Below are 26,101 nucleotides of genomic sequence, written 5' to 3' on the forward strand. Positions count from 1 at the left end.
GTCGTCCGCACGAAGCCTCGGGCTCACAGGGACTACCCGCCCTGCCCGCACCTCTCATGCCGACGCTGCCGCGTCCACCGCAAGCCCGGCTCGCGAACAAGACGACCTCAAGTCGCCCCTCTTGGGTGAGCCGGGATGGGCGACACATACGCCGAAACCGAATTTCGGTAAAGTGGAATATTTTCGCGCGTACGGATTGACAGAGGGCGACACAGGCGCAGTCTCGTAGGGTATCGACGCATCAAAAAAGGGCGGCGCCAAGCACCGCCCTTTTCGTGCAACCAATCGCGGCCGCGTCGGAGACAGCCGCTCAGTAGCCCGGATCGTAATAGAACGGACTGCCGCCGCCGTAATAACCCTGTCCGCCATAATAGCCCTGACCGCCGTAGTAGGGGCGCGGAGCATAATAGCGGTTCTCGTAATAGTCGCGGCGCCGTTGCTCGGCGATCACTCCGCCGATGATACCCGCCGCTGCGCCCATGAAGGCGAGACCTGCGGCGTTCGACCCGCGCCGATAATAGTGCCGACGACGGGCCGCGCTGAAATCGGTGACGTCGGAAGAGCCCTGGCCTGCCGTGACGGGCTGCGCCGACACCGCCCCGGGGGACGCCGCAGCCGAGGGCGATACGGAGGTCGCAACCAATGCCAGGCTTGCGAACGCGGCCAGGACCATCTTGCGGCCGGCTGCGGGAATCACGGGTCCAATAGTCATTTTTGACCTTCCTAAAATCTTGCCGATGCTCTTGCCAAAGGTAGGGATCTGCAAACCTGATTCAATGCGCAACCCGTCGAGATAGTTTCATGCTCGCGGCAATACGCCACGCTTTGAACGATTATAAACCAAACGGTCGAATCCCAGCTTGAACCACCGAACCTGAGCGGATAATGAACAGCCGCACCGTTTTTCGGTCGCCGTAAGCGTTTTACGTGAACCAACGCATCAACCGACGCCGTCGGGATCGATGCCATTTTCAGGGTTCACCGTGACTGACGCGTCCTTTTCCAAGAGAAATCAGATGATTGTGGTTCGCAAACTGCCGGCGCGCTATGCGCCGATCGTGATGCCGTTCGTGCTCTCCATCCTCATGACGGCCGTGGTGTCGGTCATTGCGACGCTTCGGAGCCTGGGAGCGACGCCGGCGTTCCTCGCGACCTGGCCCGGCGCCTGGGCACTGTCCTGGCTGGTGGCCTTTCCGACGCTGCTGCTGGTGCTGCCGCTGGTCCGGCGGATCGTGACGCTGGTCGTCGCGGCCCCGCCTCAACCAGGCCGATAGAAGGCGCCTACGACAACGCGCCCAACACCCCGCGCGTCGCCTTGTCGATCTCTTCGACATAGCGGCGGCGGGCAAAGGTCTCGGTGAGGAAGCCGACCACCTTGCGGCTGTCGGTGGAATCGACCACCGCCAGCATCTCGGCTTCGGCCTCGTCGAACACCGCCATGGCCGACTTCACGTTCATTTCCGGGATCAGCACGATGTCGGTCAGGCGGGCGAGCTCGATCACCTGGATCTCGTCGGCGATGGTGTCGAGATCGCTGGAGAACAAATCGGGCAGCATGACGAGACCGACATATTCGTCCGAATTGTTGACGATGACGATACCGGGCCGCGATCCCAGCACGAACTCGCGGCGCACCGCGGCGATCGTCGTCGTCGAGGGCACCTTGCCGACGTCGGAGCGCATCAGCCGCTCGACGGTGAGATTGCGCAGCCAGCCGACGTCGTTGGCGCTGCGGATGGTCTCGCCGCGCAGATGCAGGCGCCAGGTCGAGAAGGAATGGCCGAACATGAAGCGGACGCAGATCGAGGTGACGATGCAGCCGGCGAGCACCACGGCGGTGACGTCGACGTTGCGGGTCATCTCGAGCACCAGGAACGACATGGTCAGGGGGCCGCCGACGATGGCGACACCGAGCGTCGCCATGCCCGTCAGCATCGCGACCAGCGGATCGATGGCGAAGTTCGGGCTGATCAGGAGTAGCACCGCGGCAAAGAACTTGCCGATCAGGCTGCCGACGAACAGCGACGCGAAGAACAGGCCGCCGCGGAAGCCCGAGGCGAGCGAGATCAGGCAGGCCGTCACCTTCAGGGCGATGATCAGCGCGATCAGGCCGATCGTCATGTCGTGAAACAGATCGAGCACCATGGCGCCATGGCCGGCCGCCAGCACCTGCGGGGTAATGATGGCAAAGCCGCCGACGATGAGCCCCCCGGCCACCGGGCGGAGCCAGACCGGCAACCAGGCGAACAGCCGCTCGAACATCGGCGAGGAGCGCATCACGGCGATGCCGACGCCGCTGGTGATGAGCGCAAGCCCGATCAGCGCCAGATATTGCTCGACGCCGACGGCGCTGACCTTGGGGATCTCCAGCGAGTATGGCGCGCCACCGAGCCATTGCGCGGTCAAGGCGCCGGCAAGCGAGGCTGCCAGGATCGGGGCCGCGCTGCCGACCGAGTAGACGCCGACGATCAACTCACAGGCATAGAAGGCGCCGGTGATCGGCGCGCCGAACGCCGCCGCGATCGCCGCTGCAGCGCCGCATCCGACCATCAGGCGCAGATCGTTGCGGCGCAGATTGAAGAACTTGCCGAACAGCGAGGCGATCCCCGAGCCGATCTGGGTATAGCCCGCCTCGAGACCGACCGAGGCGCCGCAGCCGTTGGAGATCAGCGTCTGGCTCGACACGATGACACTGTCGCGCATCGACAGATTGCCGCCGCGCAGCGCGTTGGCCTCGATCGGATCGACCGCGTTCGAAATCTTCATCCGCCGCCGCGACCATTCCATGATGCCGAGCGCCAGCCCGCCGAGCGCGGGTGCGATCAGCGCGGCCCACGGACTGACGCTCGCGTGGGCCGACAAGTGGACATCGACGGGAATTCCATAGATCACCACATGCGCGATCTGGGCGATGTGCGCCATCAGCGTCACCACCGCGCCCGCCAGCGTGCCGATCACCAGCGACAGCGGGATCAGGTAGAACTCGTTGCTGCGCAGGAGGGCGCGCAGCCGAACCATGGTGCGGTTCGTCCCTTTGCCATCCATAAAATGCTTGATCCGCAGCAACACCTTCTGCCGCCCTACCCTTCCGACAGGCCGTAGCCGGCCATGCGCTGGCGGACCCGCTCGATCTCGGCGCTGGCGAGCAGCGGCGGTTGTCCGATCTGGAGGCAGCCGTGATATTGCCGCGCCAACGTTTCGACCTCGACGGCGAGCCACATCGCCTTGTCCAGCGTCTTGCCGATCGCGATCATGCCGTGATGGTCCAGCAGGCAGGCAAGCCGCCCGTCCAGCGCCCGCACCGCATGTTCGGACAGCTCCACGGTTCCGAACGTCGCATAGGGCGCGCAGCGGATGCTGTCGCCGCCGGCCGCCGCGATCATGTAGTGCACCGGAGGAATGTCCATGCCCATGATCGCCAGGATGGTGCAATAGGTCGGATGCGCATGCACGACGGCGTTGACGTCATCCCGCGACTTCAGGATGTCGCGATGAAAGCGCCATTCGCTCGACGGCTTCTGATCGGGCGCGTGCGCGCCGTCCATGGTCATGAAGACGATCTGGTCCGGGGTCATGGCCTCATAGGGCACGCTGGTCGGCGTGACCAGGAGCCCGTCCACATGCCGGACGGAGATATTGCCCGATGTGCCCTGGTTGATGCCGAGCGCGTTCATGCGCCGGCAGGCATCGATGATGGCCTGTCTCTTGGCGGGCTCGTCCGCTGTCATCGACATCCCGATTTCCTGACGATCGTCTTGTCAGACCCGAAGTACGTCAAAGCAATATGGCAGCGCAAGCGAAAGCGGCCGCCACCTCGTCGCCCTTCCTGCCAAATCACGAAATGGACGGCAAAATCGACGAATTCACGGATTGTCGCAGCCCTTTGGCAGGCTGGTCCGGATGGCCGCAATCCCGTTGATCACGCATTGCACGATAGGCCGCGAGCAGCATGCCGAGGACGCGCGAGAGCACGGCATTTCCGGCGCGCCCGAGGGTCTTGACGATCAGTAGCGCCGAGACGAAGCACATCATGCAAAGCAGGCAGACCGAGAGGACGACCGCGATGATCATCGCGAGCCTCGCCCCATAGCCGGGCGTCGCCCGACAGCAGCAGCGTGACGAAAGCAGACAGGGCGAAATAGAGCGTGTGCCGGCAAGATCCTTCGGGCGCGGGAACGATGGCTGGCGGGCTGACTTAGCCCGGCGAGTGCGGCGCAGCTCGATCGCAACACCGAGGCGCTACACCGCCAGGAAGATCCCTACAAGCGCCCGACCTGAGCGATCTCTGCGCTCGCCGGTTGCAGTTTGGAACTTTCATTCATCAAACGGCTTTGATCGCCCGAGGATTGAGGAAGGCGACGCCTTCCCGTGTGACCTCAAGAGGAGGACGTATGGCTAAACAAGCAAAGAAGCGCACCACCAAGAAAACCGCCGCGCGACGACCGCGCCAGGCTCCCAAGATGCTCAGCGACCTATTCCTGGAGACGCTGAAGGACATCTATTTCGCCGAGAACAAGATCCTCAAGACCCTGCCCAAGATGGCCAAGGCCGCAAACTCGAAGCAGCTCGCTGCGGCCTTCAACAAGCATCTGCGTGAGACCCAGGGTCAGGTCAAGCGTCTGGAGCAGATCTTCAAGATGCTGGGCAAGCCGGCGCGCGGCAAGCCCTGCGAGGCCATCAACGGCATCACCGACGAGGGCGCCGAGATCATGAAGGACTTCAAGGGCGCCCCGGCGCTCGATGCGGGCCTGCTCGCGGCCGCGCAGGCGGTCGAGCATTACGAGATCTCCCGCTATGGCACGCTGCGCACCTGGGCCGAGGAGCTCGGCATGCAGGACGCGGCAAGGCTGCTTCAGGCGACGCTGGACGAGGAAGAGGCGACCGACCATGCGCTGACCGAGCTTGCGACGTCCGTGATCAACCTCGAAGCCGAACAAGAGTACCGCGACGCGGCCTGACCCGCGCCCCCTTACGATGACAGAACGCCGCGGCACCTGCCGCGGCGTTTGTTTGTGCGATCGCACGGCGGCGCATGGCACGTCAGCGCCACGGCACTGGACTTCCCGGGAACCAGCCCCATATGCAGGCTTTCCCATCCCTGAGCCCGCATCATGCAACCGAAGAATCCCCTCGACTGGATGCTGTCCGAAGCCCTGGACCAGCTGACGCGCGCCGATCGGCTGCGCCAGCAGTTCGGCCGTCAGGAAGCCTGCTGGGAGCCGCCGATCGACGTGCTCGAAACCGAGCACGAGCTGCTGATCCTGGTCGCGCTTCCGGGCGTCAATCCTGACAATGTCGAGACGGTCATTCATGACGGCGTGCTCGTCGTCTCCGGCCAGCGCACGCTTCCGCCGGAGCTTCGCAAGGCCCGCATCCACCGGCTCGAGCTGCCGCAGGGCCGCTTCGAGCGACGCATCGCGCTTCCCGTCGGCCGCTACGCCATCAGCCGTTTCGTGATGGACGGCTGCGTCGCGCTGCGTCTCGCCAAATCCTGAGGTCGATCATGGCCACCGAACAGATGAACAACGAACAGACCAATAACGACGTGAAGATCCCCGACGACGCGCTGATCATCATCCCCGTGCGCGAGATGGTGCTGTTCCCCGGCGCCATCGCGCCGATCGCGATCGCGCGGCCGAAGTCGGTTGCCGCCGCGCAGCAGGCGCTGCGCGAGCAGCGGCCGATCGGCATCGTCCTGCAGCGCAGTCCCGAGACCGAGGAGCCGGGCCCGGACGATCTCTATCGCGTCGCGACCATCGCCAACATCGTGCGCTACATCACGGCACCCGACGGCACGCATCACATCGTCTGCCAGGGCGTGCAGCGCGCACGCATCCTCGACTTCCTGCCGGGCACCCCGTTCCCGGCCGCGCGGATCCAGCAGATCCCGGAGCCGACCACGACCTCGCCCGAGATCGAGGCGCGCGCGCTGAACCTGCAGCGCCAGGCGATCGAGGCGATCGAGCTGCTGCCACAGGCACCGCCCGAGCTGGCCGCGATGTTCCAGGGCACCACTGCGCCCGGCGCGCTGGCGGACCTGGCGACCTCGTTCATGGACATCAAGCCGCAGGACAAGCAGGAGGTGCTGGAGACCATCGACCTCGCCTTGCGGGTCGAGAAGGTGTCGAAGCATCTGGCCGAGCGGCTGGAGGTGCTGCGCATCAGCAATGAAATCGGCCAGAAGACCCGCGCCAGCTTCGACGAGCGGCAGCGCGAGGCGATCCTGCGCGAGCAGATGGCGACGATCCAGCGCCAGCTGGGCGAAGGCGACGGCAAGGCGGCCGAGGTCGCCGAGCTGACGGCTGCCATCGCCAAGGCCAACATGCCGCCCGAGGCGGACGCGCACGCGAAGAAGGAGCTGCGCCGCTACGAGCGCATGCCCGAGGCCGCCGGCGAAGCCGGCATGGTCCGCACGTACCTCGACTGGCTGATCGAGCTGCCTTGGGCGCTGCCCGAGGAGAAGCCGATCGACATCAAGGCGGCACGGGCCATCCTGGATGCCGATCATTTCGGCCTCGAGAAGATCAAGGGCCGGATCATCGAATATCTGGCGGTGCGCAAGCTGGCCCCGCAGGGCAAGGCGCCGATCCTGTGCTTCGTCGGTCCGCCCGGCGTCGGCAAGACCTCGCTCGGCCAGTCCATCGCACGCGCGATGGATCGCCCCTTCGTGCGCGTCAGCCTGGGCGGCGTGCATGACGAGGCCGAGATCCGCGGTCACCGCCGCACCTATATCGGCGCGCTTCCTGGCAACATCATCCAGGGCATCAAGAAGGCCGGCAGCCGCAACTGCGTCATGATGCTGGACGAGATCGACAAGATGGGCCGTGGCGTGCAGGGCGATCCCTCGGCCGCCATGCTGGAGGTGCTCGACCCCGAGCAGAACGGGACGTTCCGGGACAATTACCTGGCCGTGCCCTTCGACCTCTCGCGCGTGGTGTTCATCGCGACCGCCAACATGCTGGACCAGATCCCGGGCCCGCTGCTGGACCGCATGGAGCTGATCAGCCTCGCCGGCTACACCGAAGAGGAGAAGCTGGAGATCGCTAAGCGCTATCTGGTGCGGCGGCAGCTTGAGGCCAACGGCTTGACGGCCGAGCAGGCCGAGATCGAGCCGGAGGCGCTGAAGCTGGTGGTCAAGGGCTACACCCGCGAGGCCGGCGTGCGTAACCTCGAGCGCGAAATCGGCAAGCTGTTCCGCCATGCCGCGGTGCAGGTCGCCGAGGGCTCGGCTGCCAAGGTCGTGGTGGGAGTGAAGGACATCGCCACCGTGCTCGGCCAGCCGCGCTTCGAGGGCGAGATCGCGCAGCGCACCAGCGTTCCGGGCGTGGCCACCGGCCTTGCCTGGACGCCTGTCGGCGGCGACATCCTGTTCATCGAGGCCTCGCGCGTCCCGGGCCGGGGCGGCATGATCCTGACCGGTCAGCTCGGCGAGGTCATGCGCGAGAGCGTGCAGGCTGCGCTGACGCTGGTGAAGAGCAAGGCCACGCAGCTCGGCATCGATCAGTCGGTGTTCGAGAAGAGCGACATCCACGTTCACGTTCCGGCGGGCGCAACCCCGAAGGACGGACCGAGCGCGGGCGTTGCGATGTTCACGGCGCTGACGTCCCTGCTCACCAACCGCACGGTGCGCAGCGACACCGCCATGACCGGCGAGATCTCGCTGCGCGGCCTGGTGCTGCCGGTCGGTGGCATCAAGGAGAAGGTGGTGGCTGCGGCCGCTGCCGGCCTGAAGCGGGTGATGCTGCCGGCGCGCAACAAGCGGGACTATGACGACATCCCGAAGAGCGCGCGGGACAACCTCGAATTCATCTGGCTGGAGCGCGTCGACGAAGCCATCGCCGCCGCGCTCGAGCCGGTCGAAGCTCAAATCGGTGCAGCGGCGGAGTGAGTACGATGAAGAAACTGCTGGAAAACGCGAAGCGATCGCGGAAGACGCAGAAGCTGCGCCAATTGCTGGATCGTGCCATCGACCGGGTGCGCGATGCGCTTGCAGGGCCCGAACCGCGGCTTCAGCCGATCCCGGTCCGGGTGAAGCGCCGCAAGGGTTGAGCCCTCCGTCTCAGGCCCTCGCAGCTGCCCCAATCAAAAGGCCCCCTCCTACCCGAGGGGGCCTTTGCGTTGTTAGCCCACGGCGTCCTTGGCCGCCTTGACCGGGCGGGCGCGGACGATCTTGCGGGCCGGCTTGGCCTTGAACATCATCTCTTCACCCGTGAACGGGTTGGTGCCCTTGCGAGCCTTGGTCGCGGGCTTCTTGATGACCACGAACTTGGCGAAGCCCGGCACCAGGAACAGGCCGTTCTTCTTGAGCTCCTTGTGACCGACGTCGGTCAGCGTCTCCATGACGTTCTTGACGTCGCGCTTGGAAAGCTCGGTAGCGGTCGCAATCTTTTCGATCAGCTGCGATTTGGACATTTGGGTTGCCATCGTGTCTCCTCTGATTCGTGACGGCTGCATATTAGACGAACCTGCGAAGGCCTATAGCCTTCTGCACAGTTTTGTCGCGGTTTTACGGGCATTTTTGGCCTTCTGTGGCAAAAAACCCTGCATTTTAGCCACTTCCGGTGCGGGAGAAGCCTCGAGCAGCGGGTTTTGCCTTGTTTCAAAGGCCCGCACGACATCTTGCTAGAACTGATTCGCCGCTTTCGACAAGCGTCGATCGGCCTCTTTGTGAAAGGACGGTCGTGTTTCACCCTGAAAAATAAGGGTCGGAGCGCATGTCGCCCGTCTTCCTCCCCGTAAAACAAGGAGAAAGTGGGCGATCGGTCAGACGCGCTCGATGATGATGGCCGGAGCCATGCCGCCTGCGGCGCACATCGTAACGAGACCACGCTTGAGATCGCGCCGTTCGATTTCGTCGAGCACGGTGCCGATCAGGATCGAGCCGGTGGCGCCGATGGGATGGCCGAGCGCAATCGAGCCGCCGTTGACGTTGACCTTGGCGCGATCGAGCTTGAGGTCGCGGATATATTTTTCCGCAACCACCGCAAAGGCCTCATTGATCTCGAACAGGTCGATGTCGTCGACGGTCAGTCCCGCCTTTGCAAGCACCTTGCGCGTGGCCGGCACCGGCGCGTTCAGCATCAGCGTCGGGGAGTCCCCCATGTTCGCCATCGCGACGACACGGGCCCGGGCTTTAAGACCATGCGCCTTGGCGTACGCGGGCGAGGCCAGCAGGATCGCAGCGGCACCGTCGACGACGCCGGAGGAGTTGCCGGCGTGATGCATGAAGTCGATGTCGAGATCCGGATATTTCTGGAGGATGAGACCGCGATAGGTGGTGCCCTTGTCGTCGATCGCATAGTCGGCGATCGCCGGGAAGGCCGGCTTCAGTGCGCTGAGGCCTTCCATCGTGGTCTGCGGCCGCGGATATTCTTCATGGTCGAGCGCAAGGCTGCCGTCCTCGCGATGGACCGGCACGAGGCTCTTCTTGAAGTGGCCACCGGCAATTGCTTGCGCGGCACGCTTCTGGCTCTCGAGCCCGAGTGCGTCGACGTCCCGCCGCGTGATGCCTTCGAGCGTCGCGATCGCATCCGCGCAGACGCCCTGATGCGATTGCGGATGCCGCGCGCGCAGGCGCAGATTGCCGCTATCCATCATCATCGGACCGCTGCCGCCGCGGCGTCCTTCCATCGACATCATCTCGCAGCCGCCGGCGATGACGAGGTCTTCCGCGCCCGCCATGATAGAGGATGCCGCCATGTTGACGCTGGTGATGCCGGAACCACAAAAACGATCCAGCGTCACGGCGCTGGCCCGCACGTCGTAGCCGGCATCGAGCGCCGACATCCGGCCGAGATCGCCGCTTTGGGTCGCGACCTGCGCGCTGCAGCCCCAGACGATGTCGTCGACGTCGGCGGTGTCGATGCCGGTGCGCTCTGCGAGCGCGCGCAGCACGGTGGCACCGAGCTGCTGCGGATGAATGCCGGAGAGTGCTCCCTTGCCGGCCTTGCCGACGCCGCGCGGGGTCCGGCAGGCATCGATGATCAGCGCGTCAGCCATTGGCGTTGTCCTCTTGTTATGAGTGTTGGAGCCGGTTTTGAATCACGGAGAGAGGGGAGTCAATGCGGGCGCCCCCTTCACCTCGCCCCGCTTGCGGGGAGAGGTCGGATTTTACGCGCAGCGGAAAATCCGGGTGAGGTGAACTTCTGCAAGGATAGTGGAAGACGGACTCGCGGACAGTCTCCCCACCCGGAATTTGCTATGGCAAATTCCGGCCTCTCCCCGCACGCGGGGAGAGGCGAAAACACCGAGAGGGCCGCTACGCCCCCGCCGCGTTCTTCTCGATCACGTTGCGGTAGAAACTGGCGCTGAGTTTGGGCGTACGGACCTGGGTGTCGAAATTGACGTGGTACAGCCCGAAGCGCTTGTTCAACCCGTACACCCACTCGAAATTGTCCATCAGGCTCCAGAGGAAATAGCCGCGCACCGGCACACCTTCGCTGGTGGCGCGCTGCAGCTGGGCGAGATAGTTGCGCAGATACATGATGCGGTCGGTGTCGTAGATCTTGCCGTCCGGCGTGACGGCATCGTCGCCGGAGGCGCCGTTCTCGCTGATGTAGATCGCGTCCGTCTTCCAGATCTTCGCCGCAAGCTTCGGCACCCAATAGAGCGTCTCCGGCCCGACGCGCAGCCAGTCCGAGTTCATGTGCGGGAACGATTTCGGGATCGGCAGCGGCATGAAGCCCGCGCCCTGGTCGGAGGCCACCACATAATTCTGCGGCGCGTAGATGTTGAGGCCGAGAAAATCGACCGGCGAAGAGATGATCTTCAGCTCCGCATCGGTGAATTTGGGCGCGTTGGGTCCCGCGAACTTCAGGAAGGCGTCGGTATACTTGCCCGTCATGATGACGTTGAGATAGCCAGCGTTCATCTCGCGCAGCGCGATCTCGGCGGCGCGAACGTTCTCCGGCGTGTCGATGGCGGGCGCGCAGGCATCGACGTTCTCGGCCGGCCCCACCCTGGTGCCGCGGCGGCCATGGGCGCGCACCGCCTGCACCGCGAGCCCGTGCGCCAGCGCGCTGTTGTGCCTGATCTGATTGACCTCGGCCTGCGGCAGCGTCACGCCCGGCGCGTCGATGCCGATGCCGTAACCGAAATAGACGAAGCGGCCGCTCTCGTTCAGCGTGAACACGTTCCTGACGCGGTCGGTCAGGTGCTCGGCGACGTAGGCAGCGTAGTCGCCGAAGATCTTGCATGTCTCCGTCGAGCGCCAGCCACCGAAGCGATCCTGCAGCGATTGCGGCAGGTCCCAATGATAAAGCGTCAGCCACGGCTCGATGCCGTTCTTCAGGAGTTCGTCAATGAGCCGGTTGTAGAAGTCGAGTCCCTTTGGGTTGGGCTTGCCGTCGCCGTCCGGAAACAGCCGCGGCCAGGCCACCGAGAAGCGATAGGCCTTGCAGCCGAGCGCCTTGATGAGCGCGATGTCTTCCTTGTAGCGGTGATAGTGCCCATTGGCGCGGTCGCCGGTGGTGCCGTCCTCGATCTTGCCGGGGATGCGCACGAACTTGTCCCAGATCGAGGCCCCTCGCCCGTCCTCGTTGACCGCGCCCTCGACTTGATAGGACGAGGTCGCCGTGCCCCAGACGAAGCCAGCCGGAAAGCCGCCGCCGGCGCGCGGCGGCGCTGCCGGCCGGGCTTCGGCCGCGCCCAGCGAACCGGTCAAGCCGGCTGTCGACAGCCCCGCGAGTTTCGCAAACCGGCGGCGCGAGACCTTGTCGGACATTGATGCTTCTCCGCTATCCTTGGTTTTCGGCCCCGTACAATGAACAGTTCGAGGCCATTTGAGAAGCGCGTCTGGCGTCGGCCGAATTACCTTTCGGCTTCAGAGTGGCGGCTTTAGGGCTGACCTGCTCCGACTGCGCTGACCACGACCTGCATCAGCCACGCGATGCCGGCGTCTCTCATCGCCGCCTTGGTTGCGATCGCCCGGATCGCATCCGGTTTGCGCGCGAAAGGCAGCTCGACGAACACCAACCCGAAACGGCTGGCGTGCTGCTGCACCAATCGGCGCGGCAATGCTGCGATCAGATCAGACCCTGAAAGTTGGACAAGCGCCATCATGAAATTCGGGACGGTCAGGGCGATGCGGCGCTCGAGGCCGCGCTTTGCCAACATCTCATCGAGAAAACCGCGCGCCTCGCCGCTGAGAGACACCAGCAGGTGCTGTGACTGCGAGAATGCAGCACGGGTTGGCGCTTTTGCGAGGGGATGTCCCTTGCGCATGGCCAGCACGAAATCCTCGTCGTAGAGCCTGCGCGCCTCGAATCGCGGCGATACCGCCGGCAGCGGCAGCATTGCGACGTCGAGCTCGCGTCGTTCGAGCATGTCGAGGCTTTGGTGCCAGGGTCCCCCGATCGCGCCGCCGCGCGGCGCAGGCATGAGGTGGATCAGGGCGAGGTCGATATGGGGGGCCGCGGTCGCGATCAATCGCAGGAGCTGAACGGATGTCGAGACCAGTACGGCATCGGGCGCGCCAATCGTGAACCGGCGGCGGCTCTTCGCGGGGTCAAACGGTGCGGCCGAGCCGATCAACTGTTCGATGCGCGCGATGATCTCCGTCACGGGCTCCTCGAGCTCAAGAGCCCGCGCCGTCGGAACGACGCCCTTCGGCGTCCGCAGAAACAGCGGGTCATTCAGCAGGAGACGGAGCCGGCCAAGCGCATGACTGACAGCCGACGGCGTCAAGCTCAGCCTGGCTGCGGCACGCGCGACATGACGCTCTTCCAAAACCACGCGGAAGAGTACGAGGAGGTTCAGATCGATCCTGGACAGATCAATTTGGTTCAGCATGTCGCTGAAATCATATCGCTGGATTCATCAAGATCAAGGTCCCATGGATTGGGTCGTTCGTCGTTCAATCAGGAGACATGAAATGACCAGGAGACCGTCCGGTGTGCACAATTGGCCAGACCTGCCGGGGAAGATGTCGCGGCGCTCGATGATGGCCTCCGCGGCTGCAATTCCGCTGTCCTTTCAGCTTTCGGCCGATGCGGTCGCCGGGAACGACGCTATCGCCGGCCTCGTCGAACGCGCTCGCGCGAAGAATGCCGCCTTCATGCGTGGCGACATGGGTCGCTGGCTCCAGCTCGTCCGCATCGCGCCGGATTTCACGTTGATGCAGCCCTTCGGCGGGCCTGCCAGTCGCGGATTCGACGCGAGCCCCAAACGCCTGGCCCACCTATCGCGATACTTCAGGGAAGGCGAAACCGAGCTCGAGGTCTTGCAGACCTATGCATCGGAAGCGCTCGTCGTTCTCGCAATGATCGAACACCAGCGGGCTGAAGTCGGCGGATTGCCGGCCCAAGACTGGTCATTGCGCGTGACGGAGGCCTACCGCAAGGATGGCACGGATTGGCACCTCGTGCACCGTCATGCGGATCCTCTGGTGCGAAGCATCACCTTGCAACAAGCCGCGACACTCGCCCGAGGCTGGCCGGAGGATAAATGATTTCCTTCGCCTCGCGGATCAGCCGGTCAGCTGGCTCGTGACGTCACGCATCGCGATACGAAATTTTCAGCGCGAGCGCTTCGGCAGCTTTGGCAGCTTGTCGGGATTGAACGCCGGGAACTGCTCGGTTCGCCCCGGTGCCGGCGGCTGCTGTTCGGTCAGGATGAGCGTGCCCTTGAGGATCATTCCGGGCACCTGTCGTGTCGTCGCAGTATAGGTCGCGATCTTGCCGGGACAGTTTCCCTCGATATCCAAAGTGAGGTCGTCATCCACGCCGAACACCGTGACACGTCCGTCGGTATGACGCTTCGTCGTTACGGTGGCGGTGAAGCGATCTCCATCGACCCGGCACGAGCCGTGATACGTCATCAGGCTGTCACGACCCCAGATCTGCCCGTCCGCGACATGAACGATCCCAGTCCCCTGGTCGAGCGGCGTCTCGTACCACGCCGCGTATGTGCCGTCCTTCAGCATGGGAGCAGTCTCCCTGGCAGTCCCGCGCAACAATCCGCATGAATAGCGCTAAGAAAGCGTTAATCGCGCTGATCGTGCCAGTCTGGCCTGTCCCTGCGCAGCTCGGCTTCGAGATCCTCGACGATGCCGTGGAGCAAACATGCGGCGAGCGGATCCGTCACCTCCCGCTCCAGGCGCCGATAACGCGCGATCTGGCATTCCTGCTCTCTCACTTGGCGCTCTGTCATCAGATGAACCCTCCGGCGAATTGACGCACGAAGAGCCGGACAGTTTCGTTAAAGTTTTCAGATCATTTGACATGGTTTCCGGTTGGTGAAGCCCGCGCTGCACGGAACTTCGGCCGCGCCGGCCAAGTATTCCCGAGGGCGGCCTTCCCGCTAGGAGGGCAGACGAAGCCAGATGTCCCGGCTTGCCAGCGTGCCGTTCGGCGTGGCGATCTCCATGTCCACGACGTGAAGAGAGCCGGGCTCGTCAGCATAGATGTACCTGAGGTGCCACATCAGGCCCAGGTCCGGCGAGATGACAAAATCTTCCAATCCGTCGGTGATATCGCGAACGGCCTCACGATGTGTCAGGGGCGCAGAAAACATCGCATCGATGAGGTCGGCGAGGCTCATGCCCTCGACGAGCAAAAGTCGCGCGATCTCGTCACCGTAGACGTGCCGAAGCGCTGTAACGATGGCAGCGACGGCATCCGGATTCTTCAACGCCACAGCACAGCGAGCCTCCGGAGCCATCATGCCGGAGGCGGCATATTCTGCAAGCTCAGTGTGCGCCATCGCGGAACAGGAGGCACTGCCTCTCGCTGCGGCCGTTCCTAGAACGTCACCCGCATCCCCGCGTAGAACGCGCGCGGCCTCGCCGGGCTCAGCGAGCGCGGGTCGGTGAAGTCGTTGCCGCCGTTGGTGAAGTTGGGCAAGGCCTCGCGGTCGAAGAACTGTCCGTAAGTCGCGTAGCGCCTGTCGAAGACGTTGTCGACGCGGCCGTAAAGCTGGATGTTCTTCGCCACCTGGTAGGAGGTGTGGAGGTTGAACACCGTGTAGGATGGCAACTTGGAATATTGGTTGGACTCGTCGCCGACGAAATACTGGCTAGAAACGAACAGTGCGTTGCCGCCGACCTTCCAGACGTCGGTCACGGCGTAGTCGATGCCGACCTTGACGCGGTGACGCGGGATCGCGGGAAGCTGGTTGCCGGGCGAAACCTGGATGGTCTCAGTCACGGGATCCCTGAACGGGCTTTCGGAACCGAGTTCGAACGCATCGAGGTAGCGCGCGTCGACGAAGGCGTAGCTTGCCTGGAACTGAAGCGTGGGAGACTTGATGCTGACCTCGGCCTCGAGCCCTTGGCGCCTGGTCCGGCCGACATTGCTGAAATAGCCGAACCCGGTCCGCCCAACTGCGGGCACAGCGACGATGTCGTCGTAATTGGTCGCGCGGAACGCGCCGACCTTCCATCCGAGCGAGCCGATGTTCAGCTCCTTGGTGCCGCGGAGGCCGGCCTCGACGGTCTTGGAAACCACCTGCTTCAGCGGCGGGTCCGAGACGAGGAAGGCCGCGATGAGACAGGGCCGGGCCGGATCAGCGCAGCCTAGCTCGAGCGGCGTCGGCACGCGGTTGGCCTCGGAGTAACCGGCATAGGCAGTCAGCTCCTGCGTGATCTTGTAGGTGCCGCCGATCACCGGATTGAAACGGGTGAACGTGTGGTCGCCGTTGAGGGCGGAGCCGAGCTGGTCTTCCAGGCTGATGCGCGCCACGTTGAAGCGGCCGCCGCCGGTGACGGCGAAGGCATCGGTGACGTTGAACGTGTCCATCGCGTACAGGCCATTGTACTGATTGACGGTCCGCAGCGAGACGGGGCCGGCCACGGGATCGACCGTCGGCGTCGGGCCGAGGAAGACGCCGCTGCCGCTCACGACGTAATTCTCGCCCATCGAGCCGATTTCGGCGGTCGCGTTGTAGCGGGTGACGCTGGCGTCGTAGCTCGTACCCATCACGAAGCGGTTGTCGTGCCCGAACAGCTGATCGGTGTTGGTGGCCTGTCCCGACACACCGAACGTGGTCGAACGGATCGAGCCCCGATCGATCTCGCCGAGGATCGTCCCCGGCGCAAAGGGATTGGCGAGCTGCACGCCGCCTGCGCCGTTCGCGGCCGTGGTGTCGTCGCCAAAGCACAGCAGCGCCGGATCCGCACCGCATTCCTGCGCGTCCGTCGGATTGCCGTCGACGATCTTCTGCTCGAACTTGCGCACACGGGCGGTGCCTTCGAAGGTCCAGGTCGGCGTCGCATCGACCTTTCCGGTCAGGTTGAGATAGCCGACGCGATTGGAGGTGGTCTGAGGTGTGGTGTAGGTCGCGCCCCAATATTTGTCGAGCAGCTCGGCCGGAACGGTGGCGCTGGCGCCGAAATCGTTCTTGGCGACGCCCATATTGGCGTGGAATTCGCTGTCGCCGGCCTTGTAGCCGACGTCACCGTAGAAGCGCCGAACGGTCGATTGCGAGAAATTGCGGAAGCCGTTGTCGCGCACGCCTTCGAGTGCGGCATAGACGCCGTAGTTCTTGTCGACGGTCTTGCCCCACTGCGCCGAGCCCTGGATGCGGCCGAACGAACCGCCCATCACGTCGACCTCGGCGCCCTGATAGGTGAAGCCGTCCTTCATTTGCAGGTTGATGGCGCCGCCCAGCGCGTTGAGGCCGAAGGCCGGGTTGTTTGTCACCAACGTGACCGACCTGATGGCGGCGGTCGGGATCAGGTCCCAATTGACGGCATCCGAGAACGCTTCGTTGATGCGGACGCCGTTCTGATACACCGCAAGGCCCTGCGGCGTGCCCACCACGGGCGATGCGACGAAGCCGCGGAATTCAACATCCGGCTGGAACGGATTGCCGGTGACTTCGGTGATGTTGACACCGGCGATGTTGTCGCGCAGCGCGTCTGTGACGTTCAGCGATCCGGTGCGCTTGATCTGGCTGGCGTCGACGGCGTTGATCGCCGACGGCACTTTATCGACGTCGAGGCCTCGGCCCGTGCCCGGCGCGGTCGGGTAGACGTAAAGCCGCGTCTTCGGAGCGGCGGACGACGGCGCCCCGATGCGCGCGACCGGCCGCGTCGGCGCGGTGCGCCTGGCCACCGACGGCGGCGGCGCCGCCACCTCGACCGGCGGCAGATTCTGGACGTTGGTCTCCTCGTCCTGCGCGGCCAAAGCGGGGCTCGCGAAAACCACCCCGGACACCAGACCTGATGACACCGAGGCCAGCAACAAACGACGCTTGAACGAAAGAACCTTGCCCATCCCCGCCTTCCCATCCGTGACCACCGGCTGTTTTGATTTTCGCCGTTTGGTTGAGACGAGTGTATTCGGCAGTCGCAATCCCGCCAGCCACAAAAGGTCGGGCAATATCGGCTCCCGTTTTCCCGACCAAATCGGGAATTTTTCCCGATCCCTTCGGGAGCGGTCAGCCAGCGGCAGTCGGAACCAGTGCCTCCACCGTCAATCCGCGATCGCCGGAGACGACGTTGAGCGTGCCGCCCAGCGCCAGGATCCGCTCCCGCATGCCGACGAGGCCGAAGCCGAGCTTCTGGTCCGACTCCATGCCGCGGCCATTGTCGATGACCCGCACCCGGGCGCAGACGCGGCCGTCCTGCGCCATCTGCTCCGCCGGCTCGATCACGACATTGACCGAGGTCGCGCCGGCGTGGCGGAACACGTTGGTGAGCGCCTCCTGCACGATGCGGTAGATGGTGAGGTCGGCGGTCTCGCCGGTTGCGCCCAGCGCGGGTGAGATCGACGTCTCGATCGCGACATCCGGATGCGATTCCCGCCACAGCCGCGACAGCGATTCCAGCGCCTGGCGCAGGCCGAGTTCGGCGAGGCCGACGGGGCGCAGGCGCTCCAGCACGCGGCGATTGAACTGCTGCAGCGCGTTGATCTGCTCCAGCATGGCGCTGCCATGTTTTCGCACGGCCTCGGCGCTGGGAACCCGTCCGTCCGCCTGCTTCGCCAGCGCGCCGGCATGCGCCCGCAGCGAGAACAGGTACGGCCCGAATTCATCGTGAAGCTCGCGCGCGATCTCCTTGCGCTCGATGTCCTGGAGCGACACCGCTCGCTCGGCGAGACGCCGCTTGTCCTCGACGGCCTCACCCAGCGTTGCGGCGAGGTGGTTGAGCTTGGTGCAGATCACGGCGAGCTCCGGCGCGCCGCCCGGCGTGACACGGGCCTCGTAATGTCCGTCTTCCAGCTTTCCCATTGCCTCCGCCAGCGACTGCAGCGGCGCCAGCGCCCGGCCGACCACGGTCTTCATCAATAAGAACAGCGCCAGCGCGATCGCCGAGCCGACCTCGAGCTGGGTCACGATGCCGTCCCAGATCTCCGCGATCTCGTCGTCGGGATGCGAGGTGATCAGGAGCGAGCCGGGCTTGCCATGGATCGAGACCGGCACGCTCACCGCGGTCTGCTCGGGATGAACAAGGCTGACGAACCAGGCCGGCGGCCCGCGCGTGTCGGCGTCAGTGTCAAGCCGGGGCGTCGTCTGCGGATTGCCCACGGCATCCCGAAGCGTGATGCTGACATGGCGCAAACGGCTGAGGTCGCGCGCGATCTGGTTCAGCCTGGCATCCGGATCGGGCGCCTCGTTGAGATCGGCAACGATCATCTCGATGAATTCGCGCGCGAGCCGGATCACGCTCTGGTCCTCGGCCTGCACGCGCGGACCTGCCTCCGCGACCTGGCGGCCGATATTGACGGCGAGCCCCAGCGCCAGCAGCAGCGCCAGCAAGAGGTTGATGCGCCCGCGCAAGGATAGATTTTGCCACATTGTGTCGCCCGTGCCTCGCGAAGCCTCGCCCGCCCCGGTCCGATGACGTTGACAGCGGGGAAGCTGGGGATATCTAATCGGAAGCGTACAGCAATCCCGGCCGGGCGCGAAACAGGCCGACGCTGTCACAAGGAAACGCCTATGCGCATTCTGATCGTCGACGATCATCCCATTGTCGCCTCCGGCTGCCGTGCCGTGCTGGCCGACGAGGGCGAGATCGAGATTTTGGAGGCCGCCGACGCCGAGGACGGCGAGTGCGTCTTCATCGTCGAACGCCCCGACCTCTGCATCATCGACATCAATTTGCCGACCGTCTCCGGATTCGAGCTGGCGCGCCGCATCCTCGAGCGCGCGGCTGATGCCCGCATCATCATGTTCAGCATGAACGACGATCCGGCCTTTGCCGCGCGCGCGATCGAATGCGGCGCCAAGGGTTACGTCTCCAAGACCGGCGACCCCGACGACCTCGTCGAGGCGATCCGCGCCGTCGGCGGCGGCGGCACGTATTTGCCGAGCGCGATCGCGCGCAGCATCGCCTTCGCCGGGCCGACGCTGGCGCAAAGCCCGCTGTCCAAGCTGAACCCGCGCGAGATGGAGATCCTGCGGCTGCTCAGCGCGGGCAAGAGCCTGTCCGAGATCGCCTGGCTGGTGCAATCGTCCTACAAGACGGTCGCCAACACCTCGTCCATCATGCGCCAGAAGCTCGGGGTGAAGACCTCGGTCGAGCTGGTGCGGCTTGCGATCGACAGCGGTGTCGCCTGACGACGCCACAAATTTCGGTCACATAAGCGTTGCAATCTCGATGTGGTGAGATGCCACGGAGCTCCAAGGCATGACGATTCAGACTGTCTCGACCAACAAATCCTACGGCGGCGTGCAGGGCGTGTATCGCCATGCCAGCCAGGCGACCGGAACCGACATGGTGTTCTCGGTCTATGTTCCCCCGCATGCCGACGGCGCGAGGCTGCCCGTGGTCTGGTACCTGTCCGGGCTCACCTGCACCCATGCCAACGTCACCGAGAAGGGCGAATTCCGCAAGGCCTGCGCCGAACTCGGCCTGATCTTCGTCGCGCCCGACACCTCGCCGCGCGGCCCCGACGTGCCGGGCGATGCCAACAACGCCTATGATTTCGGCTTGGGCGCCGGCTTCTATGTCGACGCGACCGAGGCGCCGTTCGCACGTAACTATCGTATGTGGAGCTATGTCACGGAAGAACTGCCCAAGCTCGTGGCGGGAAATTTTCCCGTCGATGCCAAGCGGCAATCGGTGATGGGCCATTCGATGGGCGGTCATGGCGCGCTGACGGTAGCGCTGCGCAACCCGCACCGCTATCGCGCCGCGAGCGCGTTCGCGCCGATCGTGGCGCCTTCGCAGGTGCCGTGGGGCACCAAGGCGCTGACCGGCTATCTCGGACCGAACAAGGACGCCTGGCGCGGCCACGACACGGTGGCGCTGATCGAGGACGGCGCGAAGTTTTCCGGCTTCCTGGTCGACGTCGGCGGGGCCGACAATTTCCTGAAGGAACAGCTGAAGCCTGAGCTGCTCGAAGCCGCCTGCAGCAAGGCGAACATCCCGCTGACGCTGCGGCGTCAGCCGGGCTACGACCACAGCTATTATTTCATCTCGACCTTCATGGGCGATCATCTCCACTGGCATGCTGAGAAGCTGAAGGGTTGATCTTTCTTCCTTCTCCCCCTGTGGGAGAAGGTGGCGCGAAGCGCCGGATGAGGGGTATTTATCCGCAAATTCTGTGAGAGTTGGACTCGCGGAGAGAACCCCTCACCCGGCTTCGCTTCGCGAATCCACCCTCTCCCGCAGGGGGCGAGGGTGCACCGCCGTCGCGGTGAAGCATTCCCGCCCCTACTCCCGCCTGCCGTAATTCGGCGCCAATAGCCGGTTGCGGATGAGGTAGCTCATCGTGCGGGTCCAGGCTTCATCCGTGTTGCCGCGCATGTCGGCGCTCGCCGCCATGATCATTTGGCCGGTCTTCACGTCACGCAAATAGACGTTGAGATTGATGATCAGGTTCGAGACCTTTTGCACCATGCCGGTGATCTCGAGGTCAGCGCCCAATTCGCCGGCAAGCTTGAGGTCGCAGCCGCCGCAGGCCTGCAAGTTCGCGTGACGGGCGGCATCCCTGACCGGCGCGATGTCGAGCACCTGGAACCGGCCGGACTCCGTCAGTTCCTTGCGCAGTTGCTCGCTGACGAGTACGAGCCGCGCCTCTTCGGGCTTGGAGCCGTAAAACTCGCCCGGCAAGCTGGTATCGATCAGCTCGAAATCGAACACGGCGAGCTTGGGTGGATCGGCGCGCGCGAGCGACGGCGTCAACAGCAAAGCGGCGATCACCATCAATGCTCGCATGATCGTGATGCCGCCGGGCGCGGGGACGAAATGTGGGGTTGCATGCCCTGACAAATTGGTCATGCTTGAAGCAGAGACAATTCTCCACCTGCGGTCAAGCCGGGGGGATCGCTCGGAGGAAACATGATCCGATGGTTGGCCGGTCTGATCGGCTTTGCTCTTGCTGTGACGAGTGCGCTCGCGGCGGAGCCTGCCCTGATCGGCGTCGGCTATCTCGGCGTCGCCGCGACCCGATCGACGCTGTCGCTGGTCGAGCAGCCCGCGGAGAATGACGGCATCGCCGGCGCGCGGCTCGCGATCGAGGACAACAACACCACCGGGAAATTTTTGGGCCAGCGGTTCGTGCTGGAAGAGCGCCGCATCAGGGAAGGCGAGGACGTCGTCCGGGCCGCGATCGCGCTCGCGGAGAAGAATGGCTTCATCATTGCCGACCTGCCCGCCGATGCGCTGCTGAAAGTCTCGGACGCCCTGCGCGAGCGCGGCACGCTGCTGTTCAACACCGGCGCGATCGACGAGCGGTTGCGCGAGGCTGATTGCCGCGCCAATGTGATCCACACCGCGCCGACGCGGGCGATGCTGGCGGACGCGCTCGGTCAATATCTCGTCTGGAAGAAGTGGTCGCGCTGGCTGCTCGTGGTCGGCTCGCATGACGAGGACAAGCTGTTCGCGGATGCGCTCCGGCGCACCGCCACACGGTTCGGCGCCAAGATCGTGCAGGAGCGCACTTTCGAGGACAAGGGCGGCGCACGACGCACCGACAGCGGCGTGACGCTGATCCAGCGCCAGATGCCGGTCTTCACGCAGCAGGCGCCCGCCTATGACGTGCTGGTCGCCGCCGACGAAAGCGAGGTGTTCGGCGCCTACCTGCCCTATCGCACCTGGGATCCCCGGCCCGTCGCGGGCTCGGCAGGTCTCGTGCCGCGCAGCTGGGACGCATCGCAGGACCAGTGGGGCGCGATCCAGATGCAGAACCGCTTCATGAAGCTGAATTCACGGCGCATGTCGGCGGTCGACATGCAGGCCTGGACCGCGGCCCGCATGATTGGAGAGGCCACCTCGCGCACCAATTCCGGCGACGTCAAGAAAGTGACTGATTTCATCAAGGGTCCGGACTTCTCGGTCGCCGCCTTCAAGGGCACACGGCTGACCCTGCGTGACTGGAACCTGCAGCTGCGCCAGCCGATCCTGCTGGTCGACGGTCGCATGGTCGTGTCGGTGTCGCCGCAGGAAGGATTTCTGCACCAGGTCTCCGAGCTCGACACGCTCGGCTATGATCGTCCGGAGAGCAAATGCAAGCTGAAGTGAGAACACAGATGTCGCGCATGTGGCGTGTCGGGTTGTTGTCCGGACTGGCGCTGGCGGCGGCGCCCGCGCATGCCTTCATCGCCTATGTCTCAAACGAGAAGAGCAATACGGTGACGGTGATCGACACCGACAGCTGGACGGTGACCAAGACCATCAAGGTCGGCCAGCGCCCGCGCGGCATCGATTTCACGCGCGACGGCAAGTTCGTGATGGTCGCGGTCGGCGACGACGACACCATCCAGATGATCGACTCCAAGACGCAAGCCGTGGTGGACAGCCTTCCCTCCGGACCCGACCCGGAACTGTTCGCCCAGGATGCCGCCGGCAAGATCCTCTATGTCGCCAACGAGAACGACAATACGGTGACCGTGATCGACCTCGAGAAGCGTGCCCGGCTCGGCGATATCCAGGTCGGCGTCGAGCCCGAGGGCATGACCATCAGCCCGGACGGCAAGACGCTGATCAACACGTCCGAAACGACCAACATGGCGCATTTCATCGACACGTCGTCGCGCCAGATCGTCGCCAACGTGCTGGTGGATGCGCGGCCGCGCTTTGCCGAGTTCAAGCACGATGCTTCCGAACTTTGGGTCTCGTCCGAGATCGGCGGCACCGTCTCGATCATCGACCCGAAAAAGCACGAAGTGATCGGCAAGGTCACGTTCGAGATTCCGGGCCTGCGGAAAGAAGCGATCCAGCCGGTCGGCATCGGCATGACCAAGGACGACAAGACCGCGTTCGTCGCGCTCGGCCCGGCCAATCGCATCGCCGTGGTCGACGTGGCCGCGCGCAAGGTGACGAAATATCTGCTGGTGGGTCAGCGGGTCTGGCACATGGCGTTCACGCCGGACGAGAAATATTTGCTCACCACCAATGGCGTGTCGAACGACGTCTCCGTCATCGACGTCGCCGCGCAAAAGGTGATCAAGACCATTCAGGTGGGCGAACTGCCCTGGGGTATCGCAATCGCGCCATGACCAACCCTGCTCCGATCCCCGAACCACAGGAGGCGCCGAAGCCAGATACGGCGACGGTGCCGGCGCTGTCGATCGACGGCGTCAGCCATGCCTATGGGCCGCGGCGGGCGTTGATCGACGTCTCCTTCAACGTGCAGCCGGCGAGCTTCACCGCCCTGCTCGGCCTCAACGGCGCCGGCAAGAGCACGCTGTTTTCGCTGATCACGCGCCTGTTCGGCATCCAGTCCGGCCGGGTCGGCATTTTCGGCCACGACATCGGCAAGAGCCCCGGCGAGGCGCTGCGGCTGCTCGGCGTCGTGTTCCAGCCGCGCACGCTCGATCTCGACCTGTCGCTGACGCAGAACCTGCTCTACCACGCCGCGCTGCACGGCATCAGCCGAAGCGAGGCTGCAACGCGTAGTGCTGAGCTGCTCGGCCGCATCGGGCTCGCCGACCGCGCCGGCAGCAAGGTGCGCGATCTCTCGGGTGGGCAGATGCGGCGGCTGGAGATCGCGCGGGCGCTGTTGCACCGGCCGCGGCTGCTGCTACTCGACGAGCCGACCGTCGGCCTCGACGTCAAGGCGCGCGCCGACATCATCAGCCAGGTGCGCCAACTCGTGACCGAACAAGGCATCGGTGTGCTCTGGGCCACGCATCTGTTCGACGAGATCATGCCCAGTGACGACCTCGTCGTGCTGCACCAGGGCAAGGTGCTGGCGAAGGGGCCGATGAGCCGTGTCGTTACTGAAGCTGGCGCGCAGGACGTCAACACCGCCTTCATGCGGCTGACGGGCGCGCAGACCATGCCGGGAGGCGGCGCGTGAGCAGCATCACCACCCGCGATACACCGCGCGGCTTCTCGTTCGCCGAATATATGACCTGCCTCACCGGCATCGTCTGGCGCGAAGGCCTGCGCTTCCTGCATCAGCGCGAACGCTTCGTCTCGGCACTGGTGCGACCGCTGGTGTGGCTGTTCATCTTCGCCGCCGGCTTCCGCCAGGTGCTCGGCATCTCCATCATCCCGCCCTACGAGACCTACATCCTCTACGAGGTCTATATCGCGCCCGGGCTGATGGCGATGATCCAGCTGTTCAACGGCATGCAATCCTCGCTGTCGATGGTCTACGACCGCGAGATGGGCAACATGCGCACGCTGCTGGTGAGCCCGCTGCCGCGCGGCTTCCTGCTGTTCTGCAAGCTGCTGGCGGGCACCGCCGTCTCCCTGCTCCAGGTCTACGCGTTCCTGCTGATCGCCTGGTTCTGGGACATCACCCCGCCATCCCAGGGCTATCTCACCGTGCTGCCGGCACTGATCCTGTCCGGGCTGATGCTGGGCTCGCTCGGCATGCTGATCTCCTCCGGCATCAAGCAGCTGGAAAACTTCGCCGGGGTCATGAACTTCGTCATCTTCCCGATGTTCTTTGCTTCTTCGGCGCTCTACCCGCTGTGGCGGGTGCAGGAGGGCAGCCCTTATCTGTACTATCTCTGCGAGGCCAATCCCTTCACCCATGCGGTCGAGCTGATACGTTTTGCGCTCTATGGCCAAATCAACTGGATCTCGCTGGCGGTGGTCGGGGCATGCACAATCGTCTTCATGATCGGCGCGATTTGGGCCTATGATCCCTCGCGTGGGCTGGCGCGACGGGGGCCCGCAGGAGGCGAAGGATGAAGTTTCTGGCCATGGCTGTTGTGGCGCTCGCGCTGTCGGGCACGGCCGCCCGCGCGGCCGATCCGCGCCACCCCAACTGGCCCTGCACGCAAGCCAAGGTGCCGGAGATTTCGCTCGCCGCCGTCTGGGCCGGTCCTGCGCTCGACGACGCCGAGACCAGGTGGAAGAACGATGCGAAGATCACCGCGCTGGTCGCGAAACTGTCGGCGCGCAAGACGTCGATCGACGAGGCCGAGAAGTCGGTGAAAGACTTTTTGGCCGCCTCGTCCACCGACAAGACCAACAACGCAAAACTGCTGTTCGCCGGCCTGTTCGACACGCTCAACGCACAGCGCTCCCAGGTGATGAACGGGCTCGAGCGCGTCAGCCGCAAGCAACGCGAGGCCGCCGACAAGATTCGCGAGGAGACGATTCAGCTCCAGGCGCTGCAGGGCGCCACGCCGCGCGACGAGGCCAAGGTCGAGGCGCTCGGTAACGAGCTGATCTGGAAGACCCGCATTTTCGAGGACCGCAACAAGGTCGTGCGGTTCGTCTGCGAGGTTCCCACCACGATCGACCAGCGCCTGTTCGCGCTCGGGCGCGTGATTCAGCAGGAAATGGAATAACCAGGCTTGCTGCCGGCTTCTCGAGAGTTCCACGAGATCACCATGATCGGCAACCTTTGACGCGCCGTCTGAGGGAACCAATTCGCGCCCAGATGTCTTATCCATGTTGATCTTGAATGCCGGGAGGCCCCGATGGGAACAGCAAAACTTATCCTCGCAGGCGCTGCAGCCATCAGCATGCTCGCATCCAGCGCTTTTGCCGACGACATGACCGGAATGGTCACGCGGATTGATCGCCTTAACAGCACGATCTCGATCCAGGAAACGCAGAAGGGAACGGTCGGCGGCAGCGCAGGCGGCGCCGGCGCACTCCAGGAGTACAAGACCAAGGACGCCGCGATGCTCGACGCCGTCCATGCCGGTGACCGGGTGACGTATTCGGCGACCGACAATAACGGCACCGGCACGCTGACGAAGTTGCAGAAGCAGTAACGCAAAGCTCCATCTGCGTCGTAATAGCGAGCGC

At 64.5% G+C, this 26,101-nt stretch carries 27 protein-coding genes and 1 pseudogene; 14 read left to right on the plus strand and 14 right to left on the minus strand.

The features are described 5' to 3' along the window. Nucleotides 1-310: 310 nt before the first annotated feature. The gene (locus tag C7G42_RS32630; RefSeq protein WP_106952952.1) at nt 311-712 is read right to left on the minus strand and encodes a hypothetical protein; all 402 of its coding nucleotides are present in this window, start codon (nt 710-712) and stop codon (nt 311-313) included. 304 nt (nt 713-1,016) lie between these two features. Between C7G42_RS32630 and C7G42_RS32635 the strand changes: the two genes are divergently transcribed. Next, complete coding sequence (locus C7G42_RS32635) at nt 1,017-1,274, plus strand: DUF2798 domain-containing protein (RefSeq protein ID WP_106952953.1); 258 nt, start codon at nt 1,017-1,019, stop codon at nt 1,272-1,274. 7 nt (nt 1,275-1,281) lie between these two features. On the opposite strand, the gene C7G42_RS32640 is transcribed toward C7G42_RS32635, so the two are convergent. From C7G42_RS32640 to C7G42_RS32650, 3 genes and pseudogenes are all read right to left on the minus strand, one after another. Beyond that, complete coding sequence (locus tag C7G42_RS32640) at nt 1,282-3,069, minus strand: chloride channel protein (RefSeq protein WP_106952954.1); 1,788 nt, start codon at nt 3,067-3,069, stop codon at nt 1,282-1,284. Nucleotides 3,070-3,080: 11 nt separating this feature from the next. Further along, the gene (locus C7G42_RS32645) at nt 3,081-3,734 is read right to left on the minus strand and encodes a class II aldolase/adducin family protein (protein ID WP_199581258.1); all 654 of its coding nucleotides are present in this window, start codon (nt 3,732-3,734) and stop codon (nt 3,081-3,083) included. A gap of 129 nt (nt 3,735-3,863) precedes the next feature. Beyond that, nucleotides 3,864-4,117 (minus strand): annotated as a pseudogene (locus tag C7G42_RS32650) (MarC family protein); the annotation flags it as partial. A 274-nt stretch (nt 4,118-4,391) separates the two neighbouring features. Between C7G42_RS32650 and C7G42_RS32655 the strand changes: the two are divergent. The 4 genes from C7G42_RS32655 (at nt 4,392) to C7G42_RS35580 (ending at nt 8,049) form a co-directional block, all read left to right on the plus strand. Further along, complete coding sequence (locus C7G42_RS32655; RefSeq protein ID WP_106952955.1) at nt 4,392-4,958, plus strand: YciE/YciF ferroxidase family protein; 567 nt, start codon at nt 4,392-4,394, stop codon at nt 4,956-4,958. 153 nt (nt 4,959-5,111) lie between these two features. Further along, nucleotides 5,112-5,495, plus strand: a complete 384-nt coding sequence (locus tag C7G42_RS32660) for an Hsp20/alpha crystallin family protein (RefSeq protein ID WP_094891270.1) — start codon at nt 5,112-5,114, stop codon at nt 5,493-5,495. A gap of 8 nt (nt 5,496-5,503) precedes the next feature. Continuing rightward, the gene (gene lon, locus C7G42_RS32665) at nt 5,504-7,888 is read left to right on the plus strand and encodes an endopeptidase La (protein WP_106952956.1); all 2,385 of its coding nucleotides are present in this window, start codon (nt 5,504-5,506) and stop codon (nt 7,886-7,888) included. A 5-nt stretch (nt 7,889-7,893) separates the two neighbouring features. Beyond that, complete coding sequence (locus C7G42_RS35580) at nt 7,894-8,049, plus strand: hypothetical protein (RefSeq protein WP_162859497.1); 156 nt, start codon at nt 7,894-7,896, stop codon at nt 8,047-8,049. 72 nt (nt 8,050-8,121) lie between these two features. Here C7G42_RS35580 and C7G42_RS32670 read toward each other — a convergent pair whose 3' ends face one another. The 4 genes from C7G42_RS32670 to C7G42_RS32685 form a co-directional block, all read right to left on the minus strand. Continuing rightward, complete coding sequence (locus tag C7G42_RS32670) at nt 8,122-8,424, minus strand: HU family DNA-binding protein (protein WP_025037698.1); 303 nt, start codon at nt 8,422-8,424, stop codon at nt 8,122-8,124. 339 nt (nt 8,425-8,763) lie between these two features. Beyond that, on the minus strand, nt 8,764-9,999 hold the full coding sequence (locus C7G42_RS32675; protein WP_106952957.1) for an acetyl-CoA C-acetyltransferase: 1,236 nt from the start codon (nt 9,997-9,999) through the stop codon (nt 8,764-8,766). 259 nt (nt 10,000-10,258) lie between these two features. After that, nucleotides 10,259-11,722 (minus strand): GH1 family beta-glucosidase, encoded by a 1,464-nt coding sequence (locus tag C7G42_RS32680; protein WP_106952958.1) that lies wholly within the window; start codon nt 11,720-11,722, stop codon nt 10,259-10,261. Nucleotides 11,723-11,835: 113 nt separating this feature from the next. After that, nucleotides 11,836-12,789, minus strand: a complete 954-nt coding sequence (locus C7G42_RS32685; RefSeq protein WP_106952959.1) for a LysR family transcriptional regulator — start codon at nt 12,787-12,789, stop codon at nt 11,836-11,838. 82 nt (nt 12,790-12,871) lie between these two features. On the opposite strand from C7G42_RS32685, the gene C7G42_RS32690 reads away from it, so the two are divergent. Next, the gene (locus C7G42_RS32690) at nt 12,872-13,447 is read left to right on the plus strand and encodes a Cif family virulence factor (protein ID WP_106952960.1); all 576 of its coding nucleotides are present in this window, start codon (nt 12,872-12,874) and stop codon (nt 13,445-13,447) included. Nucleotides 13,448-13,513: 66 nt separating this feature from the next. On the opposite strand, the gene C7G42_RS32695 is transcribed toward C7G42_RS32690, so the two are convergent. The 5 genes from C7G42_RS32695 to C7G42_RS32710 form a co-directional block, all read right to left on the minus strand. After that, the gene (locus tag C7G42_RS32695; RefSeq protein ID WP_106952961.1) at nt 13,514-13,921 is read right to left on the minus strand and encodes a hypothetical protein; all 408 of its coding nucleotides are present in this window, start codon (nt 13,919-13,921) and stop codon (nt 13,514-13,516) included. 59 nt (nt 13,922-13,980) lie between these two features. After that, nucleotides 13,981-14,148, minus strand: a complete 168-nt coding sequence (locus C7G42_RS35585; RefSeq protein ID WP_199581259.1) for a hypothetical protein — start codon at nt 14,146-14,148, stop codon at nt 13,981-13,983. A 150-nt stretch (nt 14,149-14,298) separates the two neighbouring features. Then, nucleotides 14,299-14,661: a hypothetical protein gene (locus C7G42_RS32700; protein WP_106953022.1), complete on the minus strand. Its 363-nt coding sequence runs from the start codon at nt 14,659-14,661 to the stop codon at nt 14,299-14,301. Nucleotides 14,662-14,738: 77 nt separating this feature from the next. Continuing rightward, nucleotides 14,739-17,213 carry a TonB-dependent receptor gene (locus C7G42_RS32705; protein ID WP_199581260.1) on the minus strand — a complete coding sequence of 825 codons (2,475 nt, stop codon included), beginning with the start codon at nt 17,211-17,213 and terminating at the stop codon, nt 14,739-14,741. Between the two features lie 163 nt (nt 17,214-17,376). Further along, nucleotides 17,377-18,735, minus strand: a complete 1,359-nt coding sequence (locus C7G42_RS32710) for a histidine kinase (protein WP_106952963.1) — start codon at nt 18,733-18,735, stop codon at nt 17,377-17,379. 141 nt (nt 18,736-18,876) lie between these two features. On the opposite strand from C7G42_RS32710, the gene C7G42_RS32715 reads away from it, so the two are divergent. Together C7G42_RS32715 and fghA are read left to right on the plus strand one after the other, a co-directional pair. Beyond that, nucleotides 18,877-19,497, plus strand: coding sequence for a response regulator (locus C7G42_RS32715; protein WP_094971803.1), 621 nt, complete (start codon nt 18,877-18,879; stop codon nt 19,495-19,497). Between the two features lie 70 nt (nt 19,498-19,567). Further along, nucleotides 19,568-20,413, plus strand: coding sequence for an S-formylglutathione hydrolase (fghA, locus tag C7G42_RS32720; RefSeq protein ID WP_106952964.1), 846 nt, complete (start codon nt 19,568-19,570; stop codon nt 20,411-20,413). A 183-nt stretch (nt 20,414-20,596) separates the two neighbouring features. Here the strand turns inward: fghA and C7G42_RS32725 are convergent, their stop codons facing one another. Then, complete coding sequence (locus C7G42_RS32725) at nt 20,597-21,163, minus strand: DUF3280 domain-containing protein (RefSeq protein WP_106952965.1); 567 nt, start codon at nt 21,161-21,163, stop codon at nt 20,597-20,599. 60 nt (nt 21,164-21,223) lie between these two features. Between C7G42_RS32725 and C7G42_RS32730 the strand changes: the two genes are divergently transcribed. The 6 genes from C7G42_RS32730 to C7G42_RS32755 all read left to right on the plus strand — a co-directional run bounded on the left by C7G42_RS32730 (nt 21,224) and on the right by C7G42_RS32755 (nt 26,067). Beyond that, a complete protein-coding gene (locus C7G42_RS32730; protein WP_106952966.1) occupies nt 21,224-22,405 on the plus strand; it encodes a lanthanide ABC transporter ABC transporter substrate-binding protein PedA1 in 1,182 nt (393 codons plus the stop codon). A gap of 8 nt (nt 22,406-22,413) precedes the next feature. Continuing rightward, complete coding sequence (locus C7G42_RS32735) at nt 22,414-23,382, plus strand: YVTN family beta-propeller repeat protein (RefSeq protein WP_199581261.1); 969 nt, start codon at nt 22,414-22,416, stop codon at nt 23,380-23,382. Next, nucleotides 23,379-24,185: a lanthanide ABC transporter ATP-binding protein PedB/LutE gene (locus tag C7G42_RS32740; RefSeq protein WP_106952967.1), complete on the plus strand. Its 807-nt coding sequence runs from the start codon at nt 23,379-23,381 to the stop codon at nt 24,183-24,185. The genes C7G42_RS32735 and C7G42_RS32740 overlap by 4 nt, the downstream gene beginning before the upstream one ends. Further along, complete coding sequence (locus tag C7G42_RS32745) at nt 24,182-25,030, plus strand: lanthanide ABC transporter permease protein PedC (protein WP_106952968.1); 849 nt, start codon at nt 24,182-24,184, stop codon at nt 25,028-25,030. Before C7G42_RS32740 ends, C7G42_RS32745 begins: the two co-directional genes overlap by 4 nt. Then, nucleotides 25,027-25,635: a BAR domain-containing protein gene (locus C7G42_RS32750; RefSeq protein WP_106952969.1), complete on the plus strand. Its 609-nt coding sequence runs from the start codon at nt 25,027-25,029 to the stop codon at nt 25,633-25,635. The genes C7G42_RS32745 and C7G42_RS32750 overlap by 4 nt, the downstream gene beginning before the upstream one ends. 132 nt (nt 25,636-25,767) lie before the next feature. Then, nucleotides 25,768-26,067: a copper-binding protein gene (locus C7G42_RS32755; protein ID WP_106952970.1), complete on the plus strand. Its 300-nt coding sequence runs from the start codon at nt 25,768-25,770 to the stop codon at nt 26,065-26,067. The last annotated feature ends 34 nt before the right edge of the window (nt 26,068-26,101 follow it).

It is taken from the genome of Bradyrhizobium sp. MOS003, from assembly GCF_003020125.1.
In the GTDB taxonomy this organism is placed as follows: Bacteria; Pseudomonadota; Alphaproteobacteria; order Rhizobiales; family Xanthobacteraceae; genus Bradyrhizobium.